Origin of the sequence: Cuspidothrix issatschenkoi CHARLIE-1 (genome assembly GCF_002934005.1) — a bacterium.
GTDB classification, from domain to species: Bacteria; Cyanobacteriota; Cyanobacteriia; order Cyanobacteriales; family Nostocaceae; genus Cuspidothrix; species Cuspidothrix issatschenkoi.
In genome coordinates this window covers 1-16100 of the sequence record NZ_PGEM01000131.1, presented here as the reverse complement: position 1 = coordinate 16100, position 16100 = coordinate 1, and the positions used below count along the sequence as shown (strand labels likewise).

Sequence of the window (16100 nt, the reverse complement as noted above, 5' to 3'; positions counted from 1 at the left end):
AACAAGTAGAAATCATCGAGTTAATTTTTTTACGGAAATCTCATCCTTGAGGTTGTAGCTGTCAACAAGACCAATAAATTTAAATAGTGAGAGAAAAATGAAAAACCAAATCAATAACATAAATACTTGTAATCTGATGCCATCATCCCTAGAACTAGAATTACTAGAATCCCTACTAGAATCTGAAGATACTACTTACCCGTGGAATTTGGCTGATACTGCCTCAGACGATTATTTCCATCATCTAGAAGAAAAGTTTGATTGGCAGGATTTTCTTGAAGGAGAATTAATTGGCAGTGCAGATAATTTTTATCAAAATTTAGATATTATTTGGGATAAAGTGGACGAGGTTCAACAACATAACTTTTATAAAAATACAGTTAATTCTCTCCAAAAAGCCTTAGAAAATACTTTTTCTACCATTCCTGGGTTTTTACTTACAGCTATCGCTCAAAAAGCTACTGAAGTTGTTAAAATAGAACAATTAGCCAGTGAAAAACTTGTGCAATGTGTAGAAGCTTTATTACCTGGTTGGCAAATAGATGATTTATTAGTGTTAGCCCGTCCTTTTGCTCACTCGATGCGAAGTAGTGAACCCCAAACATTAACAAATTTGAGCAGAGATTTTCATCAGCAAGATTGGGCAAACTTATCAGAAATAGAACAGGCAAAAATTACTTTAGCGATCGCTAATTATGCCCTCCAATATTTAGATCAATCCCAGTTGCAATCTTAATTTTTACAGTTGAGCAATATTTAGATTTATCGACAATAGCAGAATTAGGTTAAAAGCCATATAGTCAGATACTTCTACTCCTTTTTTATCCTGACTGGGTGACTCCTAGTAGCGCAGGGCGGAAGTCAAAAGTCAAAAAGAAGACAGTATAGGCTTTTGGGAGACTTATAATTGTTGGTTCATTTATGCCGTGCTGTACTAGATTCCATGAATATTCTATTTTGGATCAAGAAAGCGAGTAGCGAAGTTTTGCGATCGCGTTGGTGATAATACTCTCGCCTTGAGGATAGCCGCCATCAAAAAGGCATAGGATAAAACACCAACTACAACTAACAAAAAAGCATTAATAGAACCTGTAGCATTCCATAAAGCGTGCAGTGCTGAAGCACTCAGATAACCGACAGTTAAAATCTCCTTACCCCTGCCTGGTTTTAACACAGCCAAGCCAACAAAATAGCCTAAATATCCACTGTAAGCCATGTGTCCCGCCACAGAACCTAAAATCCGGGGAATAAGTAGCTGTAAACCTACTAATTGACCAGAATTTTGGGAAATTAAAGGTACATATTGGCCTAGGGTTTCTAATAAAGTAAAACCCACAGCAGAAGCTGTACCCAAAAGAATACCATCCAAAGGTTCCCATACGCCAATCCGTTCTCGCCAAGGTGAGGGGAGAGAATTACCCAGCCAATAAGCTCCTAAGACTGGTAATATTTTCAGCAATTCCTCCATTAAACCCGCCCCAAAAAACATCCGCACCAATAATTCTGTAAAGGTAATACCATTTTGGGATGCAGTATCCAACCTTCCCGGTAAAATATCGCGGAATATTTTGATAAATACATCTAAAAGCGGACTGAGTAAAATTAACATTGTACTCAATGCCATAGCTATCAGTACCCACCAAGGCTTAGATTTACCACATAATTGATAAACAAAATAGTAAGCCGCAAAGGCGATATAAGAACCGACAATGACCTGATTTGCTTGGGGATGACCTACGGTAGTAAACATTAACACCACAAATACTACTGTCAGTATTCCCGGTACTAAATAAGCCTTACGAGTTAAATCTTTACCAGTAGAGATAATGGGAAACAATTGCGTAAAGCTTACAGAATCTTGCTTAGATGATAATTGATGGTGACTGAGAGATGATAACACTGTAGCTTTATTAACAGATATTATCGTTGGTTGAGTAACAACTTCATATTCAAAAATAAATTCTGGGCCATCAGCACCAAGGGAAATGCGATCGCCCAAATGCAACTCTTGACATCCTTGTAAGGATTTTCCATTCAAAAAAGTGCCATTAGCGCTATTTAAATCGCAAAGTATCCAACTGTATCCGCTATTAGGAGACAAAGAAAGGGGACGAACCACAGCATGACGACGAGATACCATTCGGTAGATCATGGCATCCAAGACAATTTGGCAGCTAGGGTCACGTCCAATGACCATTTCTTTCCCAGGAAGCAACGAGTAGCGAGATGCTGACTCAGAAACTTCAACCTTACTAGACACCAGCCGCAGAAAAGCATTCTGTCTTGCGTTTTTGCCTGTCATCGAGTTAGTAAATGTGTCTAAATAAATTCTATCGCTTACGCCACACTATCAAACTTTATGGTAGTAGAGTTAACTTTTAGCTATATTCACAGCCGCGCCATTGATAACTATACTATAACTTCATTGTTCCCCAATCAGGAGTTATCAGCAAATGGGACGTTTAAATCCTTATAATCTGCAAATGCAAATTACCCAGATGTTTACCCAAGGGCAATCATTTTTCGCCTTGACTAAAGTTCAAGATTGGTTAAAAGAACATAATCAAAATCCTTTAGAATATGAGGTTATTTTCCATCAAAAACCAGCACCTCCTGGATCAAAAGAAGTCATGGTTATAGAAATAGAATTAAAACGTAAAGATGGACAACCTGTAGATCCTTGGTTACAAGGACAAATCAACGTACAAAAATAATCTACCATCAGATCCCGGACTTCTTCAAGAAGTCCGGGATCTCAAATAGCATATTAGTAGAGTGCGTCAGATTTAAATGTGAATTCCACACTCAGTTTTACCAGTTCCGCGCCAACGTCCAGCGCGTTCGTCTTCACCTTCACCTACTTTAGTAGTAATAGGTTCATCACCAATACTAGGATAACCTTGATCATGGAGAGGATTATAAATTACCTGATGTTGAGCTACATAAGCCCAGCTTTGTTGGCGTGTCCAAGTTGCAAGAGGGTTAATTTTTAATCTACCTTTACCATCTAATTCAAATACAGGCATGGTGGCACGAGTAACCGCTTGATCGCGACGACGACCTGTAATCCAAGCTACTGTATTAAGTTCATCCAAGCCCCGTAGAAGTGGTTCAATTTTGGTAACGTCGTGGAATTTAGCAATATCTGTATCCCAAAGGGCTTCACCAAATTTAGCCGCAAAGGCTTCACGACTATCTACATCTGGTGTTTTATAGGTTTTTAAATCTAGGTTATAGATGTCTTTGACTTTAGCAACCAATTCTAGAGTTTGGGGGAAGTGATAAAGGGTATCAAGGAAAATTACAGGAACGGGATGATTAAGCACGGTATAGAGGATATGCGTCAAAATGATATCATCTACGTTGAAGGCACTGGTTTGTACCAGTCCTGTGGGGATATTCTCAACAGACCAAGCTAGGATTTCTGTAGGAGTTGCGGTTTCAAATTGCTCATTTAGTTTTACTAAGTCAAAAGCGGTAGAAGCTGTCATGATATTTCTCTAAACAAAGATTTTTTTAGTTTTATTAACTTTAATATTACCTTAATCAAGACACATATCTTTTCTGCTCCCCTGTTCCCTCGCCCCTCTTCCCTGTTCCCTAATTCTGTAGTATTTTGATTGCAAGTCTGTTTAAGGATTTACCCCATGCAACAGTTACTACAGAAATTATTTAGTATGCAAAAATACTTAACTCGTCTACTTTTATCTGTATTGGTAATGATGATGGCCAGTTCAGTATTTATTTTACCTGCTTCAGCTACGGGTGTATATGAAATACCCAATTTAACAGCAAATACTTGGATTTTAGATCAAGGTGATGTGATTAGCCGCTTGAATGAAGGTGAAATTAGCAAGGCTTTTCAGGATTTGGCACAGGAAACTGGTAATGAAACTAGAATCGTGACTATTCGCCGCCTTGACTATGGGGAAACACCGGAAAGTTTTGCCCAAGGACTATTTAGTAAATGGTTTCCCACAGCAGCAGAGCGAGCTAATCAAGTATTATTACTGCTTGATACCGTTACTAATGGAACTGCTTTGGTTGTTGGCGATCAGGCTAAGTCTTTGCTGACTGATTCTATTGCCCAAAGTGTCACAGATGAAACATTAGGTACAGCATTACGTGGCGGTAATAAATACAATCAAGGATTTTTAGATGTGAGCGATCGCTTGGTAGCAGTTCTATCTGGTAAGCCCGATCCAGGGCCACCAGAGGTAACAGAAACTGTCAAGGTAGAAGGAACTTTCACTAAAGCCGAAGAAACTGATCAAGGTAATGCTACTGCTTGGGTGGTAGGGTTATTAATTGCAGCTACTGTCATCCCAATGGCAACATATTACATTTACCAAGTGTTTCAACCATCAAGTCGGGAAACTGGGGAATAGGGAATTGGGGATTAGGTGTTAGACATAGGAGTAAAAATCATCGTAGGGAGAATTCATGAATTGTCCCTACAAGGATTTAATTACCACCAGATGTCTATTGGGGAAAATATTGACCTTTTAGTAGTTTTTCTCAAGAAATACTAAGAATTTCTTTTTAAAAACTCTTGAATTTGAGTGATAAATTCTGCTAATTCTGTTAATAAATCAGATGCATCTTGACTTTGACAATTCTGTTCTCGACTAAGTTGTTCTAATTTTTCTGCTGCTCGCTGCATGGTTGTAGCTCCAACATTAGCACTAGAACCTTTGATAGAATGGGCTTCCCAAGCAATTTTTTGATAATTATTAGCAGCAATGGCATTTTTAAGTGCTTCTAGATGAGATTGACTAGTTTCTGCAAACATTTTTAATAGTTCTAGTTCAAATTCTATATTATGGTCTGATAGATGATGTAGATGTTCCCAATCAATGGGGAGATCAAAGTTAGTTTTATCTTTGGAAGAATCTGTTTTTTCCATCATGAATATTATCTCAGTATTAAGAAGATTTTGACTCCAACGTTCTAACATAGAGGCTAATTTATCTTTAGCTACAGGTTTACTTAAATAGTCATCCATCCCCGCATCTAAACATCGTTTTTGGTCTTCTTTCATGGCATTAGCGGTAATTGCAATTATAATAGGTTGCTGATTTTTAGCCAATGTATTTAAAGGACGACGGCGAATTTCTTTTGTTGTTTCTATGCCGTCAAGAACTGGCATTTGGCAATCCATAAAAATTAAGTCGTAGGGAATTTTATCCAATAATTCTAATACTTCTTGACCATTGGCTACTGCATCGGCTTGATATCCTAAGCTTTGAATTTGCTTAATAAATACTTTCTGATTGACTAAATTATCTTCTGCTAACAACAATTTTAATTTAGATTTATGAGAGATATTTTCTTCTAGGGGTTTATCTATAAAAATGGGATAATTATTTATTTTGAATTGATTACTGAGGATATTAATAATAGTATCTAAGAGTCGGGAAGGCTTGACAGGTTTAACTAAATAACTAATAAATCCAATGTCTAATGATCTTTTTACTTCATCTCGTTGGTTAGTTGAGGTGAGCATAATTAAGGGTACATTAGCAATATCTAGATTTTCCTTAATTTGTTTTCCCAGAGTGATGCCATCTACAAGAGGCATTTGCATATCAATAATGGCAATATCATAGGGAATTTCTTGTTGTGCGGCTGTTTTTAAAGCGTCTAGTCCTGTCATTGCTGAATCCGCTTCATCTACCTGCATTCCCCAGCGTGTAGCTTGATGGCGGATAATTTTCCGATTCGTAGCATTATCATCAACTACTAATAAGCGGCGCTGATGGAGAATATGATAATCTTGATAGTCACAAACAAATTTTGACTGCTTAGTAAAAGTTAGTGCAAACCAGAATTTTGATCCTTTGCCAATCTCACTTTCGATGTGAATTTGCCCTCCCATTAAATTAACTAATTGTTGACAAATTGCCAATCCTAAACCTGTACCACCATATTTACGAGTAATGGAAGCATCAACTTGAGTGAAGGGTTGAAAAAGTTTATTTTTATCTTCAGGACTAATACCAATACCTGTATCTGTAACCGCAAATTTAATAGTAGCTTTAGTCTCATTTTCTGAGATTAATTGGACGCTAATAACTACCTCTCCTTGTCTAGTAAACTTAATGGCATTGCCCATTAAATTCATAATAATTTGCCGTAGACGACTAGCATCTCCTTGGATATAAATGGGAACATGAGGAGCAATAAAAGCAGCTATTTCTAATCCTTTATTATGAGCTTGGGGTGCTAGGAGTTCTACAATTTCTTGAATGGAAGTTGATAGGTTAAAATCCAATTTTTCCAGCATCATTTCTCCAGATTCTAGCTTGGATAAATCCAAAATTTCATTAATTAGGGATAAAAGAGCATCACCACTAATTCTGACGGTTTCTACAAAATCTCTTTGTTCTGGATTAAGGGGTGTTTCTAATAATAGTCCAGTCATGCCCAAAACTGCGTTCATGGGGGTGCGAATTTCATGACTCATATTTGCTAAAAAGTTGCTTTTAGCTTGTGAGGCTAATTCAGCTTGTTGTCGAGCTTTTTCTAGTTCTTGACGCTGAATAATTTCAGCTTCTAATAGTTTAGCCTGGGTTAAAGCAATACCTATTTGATCAGCAAGCGATCGCAATAATTCTGTTTCCCAACTATTCCAATTTCGGCTCTGACTGCATTGATGCGTAATTAATAGTCCCCAAAGTTGCTTTTTGAGAAAAATGGGAATTACAAGATTAGCTTTAACCTCAAATCTATCTAGTAGTTGACGATGACAAGGTTGAATATTAACTTTTTCAACATCGTCAATACTGGTAATCCAACCTTGACGGTATTTCTGGACATGAGTTTGTGAAAAGCAAGGATCAATAATATTTTCACCTAATACCCTAGTAAACCCAGGAATTAATGCTTCTTTTCTTGCAGTTAATGAGCCATTTGCTTCTAATTCTAAAATGAGTACACGATCAGCTTTAAGAATTTTTTGAACTTCGGTAACGCTAGTATCGAGAATGTCGTCAATTTTTAAAGATTCACGGATTTTCAGCGTAACATCAGCTAATAATTGCGATCGCAAGGTTTGCAGATTTAATTCTTCTTCTGCCTGTTTGCGCTTAATAAATTGACCAATTTGATTACCAAGAGACATCATCCCTTTGAGTAAATATGCATTTTCTGGCTGCATATTTCTGCTGAAGAAAATCAGCACTCCCATAGTTGTATTACCTCCATGAATGGGAAAACCAAAGGCAGTTTTTAATCCTAATTTCAGGGCAATATCTATTCGCAGAAAATTTTCACAATTAGCAATATTAGTCAGCCATACTGGCTCAAATTGCGACCAAATCTGTCCAGGTAGGTCAATTTCTGGAGAAAAAGTCATTTGTCTGGTAATCTCTTCTAAACTCTTAAATTCTGAAGATGATCCACACCAAATATCTAGACACCGCAACACATTTTCTGATTTGTCCATAATCCAGATTTCACCCCAATCCCAACCTAAAGTTTGACAAATTCCTTTTAAGGTGCGATGGGTAGCATTGTGAATATTTTTTGCTCCTGCTAAGGCACTAGTTACTGTATATTGTAAAGTCAAATATTGTTCAGATTGTTTGCGAATGGTAATATCACGACAAACACAAATTATACCGTTAGATTTAAGCAATGTTAAAGAAATTTCTTGGTCAAATGTTGAGCCATCTTTCCTTTTAGCGATTGATTCTCCATGCCAATAACCATTTTTCATCAGCAGGGGAAAGATATGATTTTCAAACAAGATAATTTCTTTTTCATGGTAAAAGTATTTCCATGTTTTGCCGATAATTTCATCAGGTTTATCATATCCAAATATCTTGACGTGAGAACTATTGAGATAGATATACTTGCCTTGAGTATCTACAATACCAATACCATCACTAGCTGATTCTATGGCTGTTAGTTGTTGTTGTAGAGAATCTTCTGATTGTTTACGTTCAGTAATATCTACACCTGTACTAACGATATATTCTATTTCATTTTCATTATCAAAAAGAATAGTATTTGACCAAACGATTAATCTTGGTTCACCATTTCTGGTAAGCCAAGTTGTTTCATATTCTTGAGGTCGTTTATTTAAAACTATTTGGTGAAAAATATCTTGAATTAATGGCTGATCCTGTGCAGATAAAAATATATTCCAAAAACATCGCTGAATTACTTCATCATAGTTGTAACCAGTAATTTTTTCACAAGCTCGATTAAACCGGACAATCTGCCCTTGGGTATCAAGCACCATGACTAAAACACTGGCTGTATCTAGAATACTAGAAATAAAGTTACGCTCGGTTCTCAGTGATTCTTCTACAGATTTACGCCCACTAATTTCTCGATATATTAAATAGTAAATCATCACAAAAATAATGATACATATAGTAATAGCAGTTACCATAGCCATCATCATATTATGTGTGTTTGTTTTTAATTTATTAGCTTGTTCTGTAAGTAATAATTGATCATTTTGAGAAATTTTATCTATTTTTTCATATATAGACTTGCTAGATAATTTTTTTTGATTTTTCAGAAAAATCTCTAAGGCTCTTTCTGGACTATTGCGTTGACGCAAATCAATATTCTCTTTGATTCTATATATTTTTGTGGCTATTTGTGATTCTAATCTCGCCAGTTCTTGCTTAAATTCGGGGATCATTACCTCTGATTTTTTCAGATTAGCAATTTCCTGGTTAATTTTCATCACTGATTTTTGATAATTTTGTAAATGAACTTGCTCGCCACTGAGCATATAATTACTTTGTTCATTTTCAGCTTGCTTAATATACAATACTAATTCTGACTGAGTATTAATCTTTTCTAAAGTTTGGTATTGCTGAGTATTGGTTTTGATAAAATTTTGCAAATTTTGGTAAGAGAAGATGCCAATCATGGCGAGAATTGAAGATGTTATACCAAACCAACTGGTAATTCTAATTAAGAACAGTTTATGAGTTTTCTTTTGTTGTTTACTTTTTTTATTTATCAACAGTAATCCGTCTAAATTGCGGCGCAGTTCTAACTGCTTCATCACTTGCTGGGCAATAATTTGCAAAGCTTCCAATTGTTTAGGTGAAAGTTGCCTTGGCACATCATCAATTACACACAATGTTCCTAAACCATAACCTTCAGCATTAATTAGAGGTACACCTGCATAAAATCGGATATTTGGTTCAGATGTGACTAAAGGGTTATTAACAAATCTTTCATCTTGTGTGGCATCGGGAACAAGAAAAACATCTGTTTGGCAAATGGCGTGAGTACAGAATGCAATATCACGAGGTGTTTCTACAGTTTCTAATCCAACTTTAGACTTAAACCATTGCCTGTTGCTATCAACTAAACTTATTAAAGCTATGGGAGTGCCACAAATATAAGCTGCTAACCGAGTCAAATCATCAAAAACGGTTTCTGGTGCAGTATCCAGAATTTTGTATTGTAAAAGGGCTTCTATTCTAGCAACTTCATCATCATGTACTGATTTTTTCATATTAAAATTTCGTAATTTGATAAAAATTGATTTACTGGTAAGAATACAGAAGTATGGCTAACGCGACGCTTTGCTATCAGGAGTTCAGGATGAAGAATGAAGAAAATTTTTCTTTCCTATTCTCTGAATTCTTACATTTATTGGTTTAATAATTCCTCTTAAATAAGATAGGCTAATACCAATCTTATGTGATGATTAAAATCCTTTTGCCTGTTACGAATCTACACAAGTCTGTATAGTTGTAGCAGGCCAGTAATCCAACCCCGGTTTGATCAGTGGGTTGGTGTTAATCTTGAATGTACTCTTGTCCTGAGACCAAAGCCATTTCAGCGCGAACAAATTCTCTACCTAAATAGGCTGCATGATCTAAGAAAGTTACTAGAGATTCTTGATTTTCTTCAAAAACCTTTACACATAGTTCTTTAGCTGTGCGGCCGCTAAATACAGTTGTGTGGGTTCTTTCCACTTTACCCCGTGCGGGAATTACCTTCCCTGTTTCCGGATCTACTGCTAAACCCCGTTCATCAATAATATTAGTAAAGTGCTTGGCATAAATTAATTTTTGATTGGGGTCTATATAGATAATAAAATAGCCTTTGGGGTCGAGATCAATATGACGCTGGGAAAGTTTATTATCAATTGCTGTCAAATCTTCAAGTAGTAAATCCATAGCTGTTGTTAAAAGTAAATTGATGGAGACGTATTTTTAGATTACATCTTTAGTGTAATTATTGTGTGAAATTTTTCTATTCAGATCCCACACTGCTTACCTAATTAAAAGGTAATTCTGCATTAATAGCATCTATTTCTTGTTGTTCCATTTGATTTACTTGACGTACCCACGGGAGAATAATTTGTCCTAAACGGTTGTTATAAAAGCGGTGGAGACTGTGATTAGGGGTAGCTGGAAAACCTCGGCGTTTTTTATGTCTACCACCAGCACCGGGATCAAAACTTTGGATACCACGAGCGATCGCCCATTCAATTGGTGTATAATAACAAGCATCAAAATGTAAGCAATCTATTTGTTGAAAACTACCCCAATAACGTCCATATAGTTGATCTTCTTTAAATAAACAAAAGGACATTCCCACAGGATGGCGCGGATCTTGCTGATTATAAGCGGCAAAAAATACGACCCGATGACGATAATTATGACATAACTGTTCAAAAAATTTCTTGGTTAAATATTTACTGCCCCACCAACCAAACTTATCACAGGTATCAGCATAGAAATCATACATTAAAGGAAACAAAGAATTAGGAATTTCCTCACCTGTCAAAGCTTGTAGTTTTAAACCTGCTTTTTCTACAGCTTTGCGTTCGCGCTTAATATTCCGTCTTTGATTAGCATTGAATACAGTTAAATAATCATCAAAAGTTTGGAAACCAGTGTTTCCCCAAATATAACTATGATGTAACCAAGTTGTAAAACCCTGTCGTTCTAAAAGCGGTCGCCATTGGGGATCAACATAGAGAAAATGACAGCCAGAAATGCCATGTTTAACACAAAAATTATCAATTTCATGGAGCATTAAAGCTGTAATTTCTTCTTCATTTTCTCCAGAAGCAATTAAAAAGCGATAACCTTCTGCTGGGGTAAATGGTGTCATTCCTAGCAGTTTTGGATAATATTCTATTCCTAACCGAGAGGCTAATTCTGCCCACTGATGATCAAAGACAAATTCCCCTTGGCTATGTCCTTTTAAATATAATGGTGCAGCAGCAATTAAAGTTCGATCTCGCCAGACAATTAAATGATTTGGCAACCAACCAGCATTAGCTGTTGCACTGTGGGATATTTCCAAATTATTCAACCAATGCCATTCTAAAAAAGGGGTTTTTAAGGGTAGGGCTAAAGCGTCCCAAGCTGATTGGGGAATATCAGCAATGGTTTGTGTCCAGACAAAAGAATATTTAGGTTTGTGTTCTTTAAAAATTGCCATTTTAGATTGTGAATTTAGTTCTCAATTTTCCGATAGTGAAGAAAAACTTCTTGGTCAATTCTAGATACTTCTAGTAATTCTAACTTAGGCGCAAGATCCGCTAAAAATCCTATACCGCCAACAGGTGAAGGGGCAATACTACCACCTAAAATTAAGGGGCAAATAGTCAGCCAAATTTCATCAATTAAATTAGATGCGAAAAAAGATGCTACTAATTGTCCTCCTCCCAAGATAGCGAGACGGTGAATTTTTAAACCTGCTAAATATTTTAAAGCAGCCAGAATGTCAATTTCTCCTGTGGGAGTTTCAAACACTAAAACTTGCTCAAATCCAGGATTTTCTTGCCAAACATTAGCACCTAAAGAGGTTGTGAGTAACCAACGTCTTACGGGTTGTTGAAAAAATTTAATGTCCGGATTCAGATTGCCTGAAGGGGAAATCACTATATGAACTGGTTGGGTATGCTTCTTGGCATTGATTCTTTGTTGCAAGAGTATTGTCTCAGATATGGTAATTGTAGTACCGTAAGCACGAAGAGTGCCAGCACCAAATAAAACGGCATCAGAGGCAGCAATTTGTTTTTCTAGGTGTGCTTTATCAGCCTTTGAGCCAAATCGGGCAGGCGATCGCCTAAAGTCTGCTATTTTACCATCAGCACTCATGGCTAAAACTACTGTGGTATGAGGACGATGTTCCATATAAATTTTTTGTTGAGATTTACCAACAATCTATAGTATATACAACACATTTTTGATGAATTTTACACCATTAATATTACTATGCAACACTATTCACTATTTAACCTACATTTAATACTTTTTCATATATCATGTTTATGCTTACTGCTAATCAATCAATCAAATAATTATAGGTTATATTCAACAAAGCAAAACTGAAATAACAACCAAAAATTTTGTTTTTGCCTGATCTGGCTTGTTTTTATTCGCTAATTAAGTACAGCAACATAAATAATTAAAGGTTTTTAGTCATAGCTTCAGCCCTGCCTCCTGCTGTATAGTTTGATTTTTTGCGCCACTTATATTAACCAGCAATGTATTATCAATTTATAAATTGTCTCCTTTAATTTCTGCAATTTCATGTTTTGATTTTAATGTTTTGAAGATGCAAAGTGAGACAAATAATGGCTAAATCTCGACAATCATCATTTCGACGCATTTTAGTAACCAGAATTCTGTTAGTATTTGTTCCAGTATTATTAATTGGGGAAATAGTCGCCCTGAATAAAGCCCGTTCTAGTTTATTAAATACAGCTCGACAAAATTTAACCGAAAGTGCAGTCAATAAAGGAGAAAAAATTAGTGATGATATTGCAGCTTTACGCTCAAATTTAATTACAGCTAGTCAAACAAAAGTAATTCGTTCTGGTTCATCTTCAGAAATTCAAAAATTTCTCCAACAATTAAAACAACAACTACCAACTAAAATTGATTGTCTGCAACTTACCAGACTGCAAAAAGCTGACATTATTGCTAGTAGTTGTGGTAATAAAGACATTGTTCCATCAGGATTATCGCCTAGTAACAATGATGTTGATATTAAATTTCTCCTACCACCTCAAGCGGGAAAAACTGGTAACTTAGACAAACAAAGTCAATTACAATTATTTTTATCAATTCCTGTTGCTAATCAACGGGGAAATTTAGCTTACAGATTAGGTCTTAAAACTACATTATACCAACAAAATCCTAACCATCCTGGTTCACTAACTGGTTTTTTAGTCGTCATTTCTGAAGATGGTAGAGTTTTAGCACATCCATTAACAGAAAGAATTGGTACTAATATCAAAAATTATTCTGATGTAAACAGAATTAAAGAGATCATGAAAAGTGCATTAGCTGGACATGATAATTCCAGTAATTTGTCTTTTGTGGAAGGTAAAGAATTGATTTCAGGTTATACAGCTACTGCTAAACCCATCACCACTAAACCGTCACAAAGATGGGTTGTCCTGGCGGTAACAACCGTAGAAAATGCCCTATTTGGGTTAGAAGAAATCAAACTTATTCTCATTGTTTTAACTGTAGGTTTAATTGGGGCAAGTTTATTTGCATCATTATATTTAGTTCCTTACCTAGCAGATCCTATTGAAGAACTCCGCGATTATGCTGTTAATTTGCATAGTCATCACGCCGCACAACCTATTCCCCGCAATTTCAAAATTCGAGAATTTAATCAATTAGCACAAGCATTGGATCAAATGGTAGAAAGACTAAAAGATTGGGCGGAAGAATTGGAAATTGCTTGGAAAGAAGCCAAGTCAGCAAATCATATCAAAAGTCAGTTTTTAGCTACAACTTCCCATGAATTAAGAAATCCCTTAAATATTATTATTAACTGTATTCGTTTAGTGCGTGATGATTTATGTGATTCTAGAGAAGAAGAATTGGAATTTCTCAAAAAAGCCGATGATACAGCCATTCATCTATTAGGTTTAATTAATGATTTACTGGATATTTCTAAAATAGAAGCTGGGAAACTTTCTGTAACTCTAGTACCCCTAGATTTACGACAATTATTATTAGAGGTAATTAATTTACAATCAGTAAATGTTCAACATAAAGGACTGCAATTAATTTGTGATATAGGTGATAAACCTATTCCCATTAAAGCTGATGTTATCAAACTCAAACAAGTGCTAATTAATGTGATTGGTAATGCTACTAAATTTACCGATGCAGGTAGTATTCAAGTTAGCACAAATATTAACTTAAATAATTATCAGCCTTGTGTGATCGTATCTGTTAAAGATACAGGAATTGGTATTGATCCGGGAGAACAAGGTAAACTATTTCGTCCTTTTGTGATGGTTGATGGTACAACTACCCGCAAATTTGAAGGAACTGGATTAGGTTTAGCTATTTCTCGTAATTTAATTGAACTCATGGGTGGTAAAATCACCTTAGAAAGTTTGGGTTTAAATCAAGGGACAACAGTAATGATCAAATTACCTTTGATTGATTTAGCCTTATTACCTAATCCCGAAAAAAAAGATGTTATGAATAAAGTAGTTAAAAGTCAATCTTTGCGGTAAATTGTCAGGAGTCACCGAGTCACCGAGTCAGAAGTCAGAATATTTGTTGGTAGCAATAATTCTCCAGAAGTCTGTTTTTAGCTCAATTATCAATAATGACTCTAAAACTATGATTCATTCTGTATCCTCAATTCCTACATATTCAGCTACAGTAATTGTATTTTACCTACTGCCTTCTGCTGCATCAATTAACACAGGACAACATCACAATGAAACGATTGGTTTATAGTGTTTTCACCCTCACATTTTTATTATTAACTCCTGCTTGTTCATCTACGGTTCAATCTCCCCAAACCCCAGTTTCATCTACACCGAGTCAGATGAATCATGATGGACATAATATGGAACATACAAACCATGAAAATCATTCACCAGTCAATACTAAAGCTAAATTAACTCCTCCCGAAAAGTTAGTACCTAATCAACCTCTGAATTTAGCCATAGATATTCAAGATTTTACAGGAAAACCTGTGACTAAATTTGATATTTTTCAAGAAAAAATCATGCACCTGATAGTTGTCAGTGATGATTTACGTAATTTTGATCATATCCATCCAGAATATAAAGAAAATGGACGTTTTGAAGTCAGTGCAACTTTTCCTGAATCTGGAAGTTATATTATGTTTAGTGATTATAAACCTACTGGAAAAAAGGAAACTGTTTCATTAACAAATATCACCATTCCTGGTGCAGTTCCCATGCCCAAAAACTTAGAAAAATTTACAAAAACTAAAACTTTATCAGATACTAAAGTTAACTTAAATGTTTCCGAAAAAACTATTAAAGCAGGTGCAGATATAACTTTAACTTTTGATGTCAAGGATAATAAAAATCAACCAGTTACAGACCTCCAGCCCTACTTAGGTGAAAAAGGACATTTAGTAATTATCAAAAGTTCATCGCCCCTGACGGTAGCTGATTATATTCATGCACACGCCATGAAAAATACTACCAATGGAAAAATAGAGTTTCATACTAAATTCCCCAAATCAGGAACATATAAAATGTGGACGCAATTTAACCGCAATGGCAAAATTAAAACCGCAGATTTTTGGGTAAATGTAGAATAGGGAATATTTTGAATATTTCTCAAAATTGTAGGTTGGGTTAAGCGATAGCGAACCCAACAAAATCAATAATTTTTCCCTATTCTTCCCCGTGTTTGCGTCCTAGTTCATACACACCAGCACCCATACAAGCAAGTATACCCGTACTAATTCCCCAGCTATTACCTAAACTGATATCTAAAATCCAGTTAGATACACCACCAAAGATCAAAAAGGGAAAAACACTAAATAGTGAAGCATAGAAAGAATTTTGGGATTCTCTAGCTTTGCGTGTTTTTTCAAATTCTGCTTGACTGGTGTAGAGGGAACGTTCAGCAAAATTAAACCAGCGATTGAGTTGTATCGTTACCCATTCTCGAAGTTGGGAAAAAGCCAAATACAAGGCTAAAGCCCATAAACAACCTCCAGCGATCGCATTTTTATCTAATTCAAAGCTAAAAGGCAATATATCAAACATGACATTGGGTAACTCTTCAATTGCTAATTTTAGCTCTTATCTCGCCATAAATCTCACTCTAGATAGACTTGTGAACTACCACACACTG

The 16100-nt window shown here is 35.7% G+C and carries 12 protein-coding genes; 5 read left to right on the top strand and 7 right to left on the bottom strand.

The features are described 5' to 3' along the window. Positions 1–97 precede the first annotated feature (97 nt). Positions 98–736 carry a hypothetical protein gene (locus tag CUN59_RS16405; RefSeq protein ID WP_104388846.1) on the top strand — a complete coding sequence of 213 codons (639 nt, stop codon included), beginning with the start codon at positions 98–100 and terminating at the stop codon, positions 734–736. A 216-nt stretch (positions 737–952) separates the two neighbouring features. Here CUN59_RS16405 and CUN59_RS16400 read toward each other — a convergent pair whose 3' ends face one another. Continuing rightward, positions 953–2302, bottom strand: coding sequence for a PrsW family glutamic-type intramembrane protease (locus CUN59_RS16400; protein ID WP_104388845.1), 1350 nt, complete (start codon positions 2300–2302; stop codon positions 953–955). Between the two features lie 151 nt (positions 2303–2453). On the opposite strand from CUN59_RS16400, the gene CUN59_RS16395 reads away from it, so the two are divergent. Beyond that, entirely contained in the window at positions 2454–2714 is a 261-nt protein-coding gene (locus CUN59_RS16395; protein ID WP_104388844.1) for a hypothetical protein, read from the top strand. A gap of 72 nt (positions 2715–2786) precedes the next feature. Here the strand turns inward: CUN59_RS16395 and cysH are convergent, their stop codons facing one another. Continuing rightward, positions 2787–3491, bottom strand: coding sequence for a phosphoadenosine phosphosulfate reductase (gene cysH, locus CUN59_RS16390; RefSeq protein ID WP_104388843.1), 705 nt, complete (start codon positions 3489–3491; stop codon positions 2787–2789). A 156-nt stretch (positions 3492–3647) separates the two neighbouring features. Between cysH and psb32 the strand changes: the two genes are divergently transcribed. Beyond that, a complete protein-coding gene (gene psb32 / locus CUN59_RS16385; protein WP_104388842.1) occupies positions 3648–4388 on the top strand; it encodes a photosystem II repair protein Psb32 in 741 nt (246 codons plus the stop codon). Positions 4389–4528: 140 nt separating this feature from the next. Here psb32 and CUN59_RS16380 read toward each other — a convergent pair whose 3' ends face one another. The 4 genes from CUN59_RS16380 to CUN59_RS16365 all read right to left on the bottom strand — a co-directional run bounded on the left by CUN59_RS16380 (position 4529) and on the right by CUN59_RS16365 (position 12134). Beyond that, positions 4529–9490, bottom strand: a complete 4962-nt coding sequence (locus tag CUN59_RS16380) for a response regulator (RefSeq protein ID WP_104388841.1) — start codon at positions 9488–9490, stop codon at positions 4529–4531. A 286-nt stretch (positions 9491–9776) separates the two neighbouring features. Then, on the bottom strand, positions 9777–10160 hold the full coding sequence (locus CUN59_RS16375) for a DUF4346 domain-containing protein (RefSeq protein WP_104388840.1): 384 nt from the start codon (positions 10158–10160) through the stop codon (positions 9777–9779). A 100-nt stretch (positions 10161–10260) separates the two neighbouring features. After that, positions 10261–11436: a GNAT family N-acetyltransferase gene (locus CUN59_RS16370; RefSeq protein WP_438501825.1), complete on the bottom strand. Its 1176-nt coding sequence runs from the start codon at positions 11434–11436 to the stop codon at positions 10261–10263. Positions 11437–11450: 14 nt separating this feature from the next. Then, positions 11451–12134, bottom strand: coding sequence for a RibD family protein (locus CUN59_RS16365; protein ID WP_104388839.1), 684 nt, complete (start codon positions 12132–12134; stop codon positions 11451–11453). Between the two features lie 443 nt (positions 12135–12577). Between CUN59_RS16365 and CUN59_RS16360 the strand changes: the two genes are divergently transcribed. Together CUN59_RS16360 and CUN59_RS16355 are read left to right on the top strand one after the other, a co-directional pair. After that, the gene (locus CUN59_RS16360; RefSeq protein WP_104388838.1) at positions 12578–14488 is read left to right on the top strand and encodes a sensor histidine kinase; all 1911 of its coding nucleotides are present in this window, start codon (positions 12578–12580) and stop codon (positions 14486–14488) included. A gap of 209 nt (positions 14489–14697) precedes the next feature. Continuing rightward, the gene (locus tag CUN59_RS16355) at positions 14698–15558 is read left to right on the top strand and encodes a DUF8832 domain-containing protein (RefSeq protein WP_104388837.1); all 861 of its coding nucleotides are present in this window, start codon (positions 14698–14700) and stop codon (positions 15556–15558) included. A 76-nt stretch (positions 15559–15634) separates the two neighbouring features. On the opposite strand, the gene CUN59_RS16350 is transcribed toward CUN59_RS16355, so the two are convergent. After that, on the bottom strand, positions 15635–16012 hold the full coding sequence (locus CUN59_RS16350) for a hypothetical protein (protein ID WP_104388836.1): 378 nt from the start codon (positions 16010–16012) through the stop codon (positions 15635–15637). Between the last annotated feature and the right edge of the window lie 88 nt (positions 16013–16100).

Excerpts from the sequence above, each read along its gene's own strand:
- CUN59_RS16360 (WP_104388838.1), top strand. The coding sequence starts at position 12,578 with ATGGCTAAATCTCGACAATCATCATTTCGACGCATTTTAGTAACCAGA.
- CUN59_RS16380 (WP_104388841.1), bottom strand. The coding sequence starts at position 9,490 with ATGAAAAAATCAGTACATGATGATGAAGTTGCTAGAATAGAAGCCCTT.
- CUN59_RS16355 (WP_104388837.1), top strand. The coding sequence starts at position 14,698 with ATGAAACGATTGGTTTATAGTGTTTTCACCCTCACATTTTTATTATTA.
- CUN59_RS16395 (WP_104388844.1), top strand. The coding sequence starts at position 2,454 with ATGGGACGTTTAAATCCTTATAATCTGCAAATGCAAATTACCCAGATG.
- CUN59_RS16405 (WP_104388846.1), top strand. The coding sequence starts at position 98 with ATGAAAAACCAAATCAATAACATAAATACTTGTAATCTGATGCCATCA.
- CUN59_RS16365 (WP_104388839.1), bottom strand. The coding sequence starts at position 12,134 with ATGGAACATCGTCCTCATACCACAGTAGTTTTAGCCATGAGTGCTGAT.
- CUN59_RS16400 (WP_104388845.1), bottom strand. The coding sequence starts at position 2,302 with ATGACAGGCAAAAACGCAAGACAGAATGCTTTTCTGCGGCTGGTGTCT.
- CUN59_RS16370 (WP_438501825.1), bottom strand. The coding sequence starts at position 11,436 with ATGGCAATTTTTAAAGAACACAAACCTAAATATTCTTTTGTCTGGACA.
- cysH (WP_104388843.1), bottom strand. The coding sequence starts at position 3,491 with ATGACAGCTTCTACCGCTTTTGACTTAGTAAAACTAAATGAGCAATTT.
- CUN59_RS16350 (WP_104388836.1), bottom strand. The coding sequence starts at position 16,012 with ATGTTTGATATATTGCCTTTTAGCTTTGAATTAGATAAAAATGCGATC.
- CUN59_RS16375 (WP_104388840.1), bottom strand. The coding sequence starts at position 10,160 with ATGGATTTACTACTTGAAGATTTGACAGCAATTGATAATAAACTTTCC.
- psb32 (WP_104388842.1), top strand. The coding sequence starts at position 3,648 with ATGCAACAGTTACTACAGAAATTATTTAGTATGCAAAAATACTTAACT.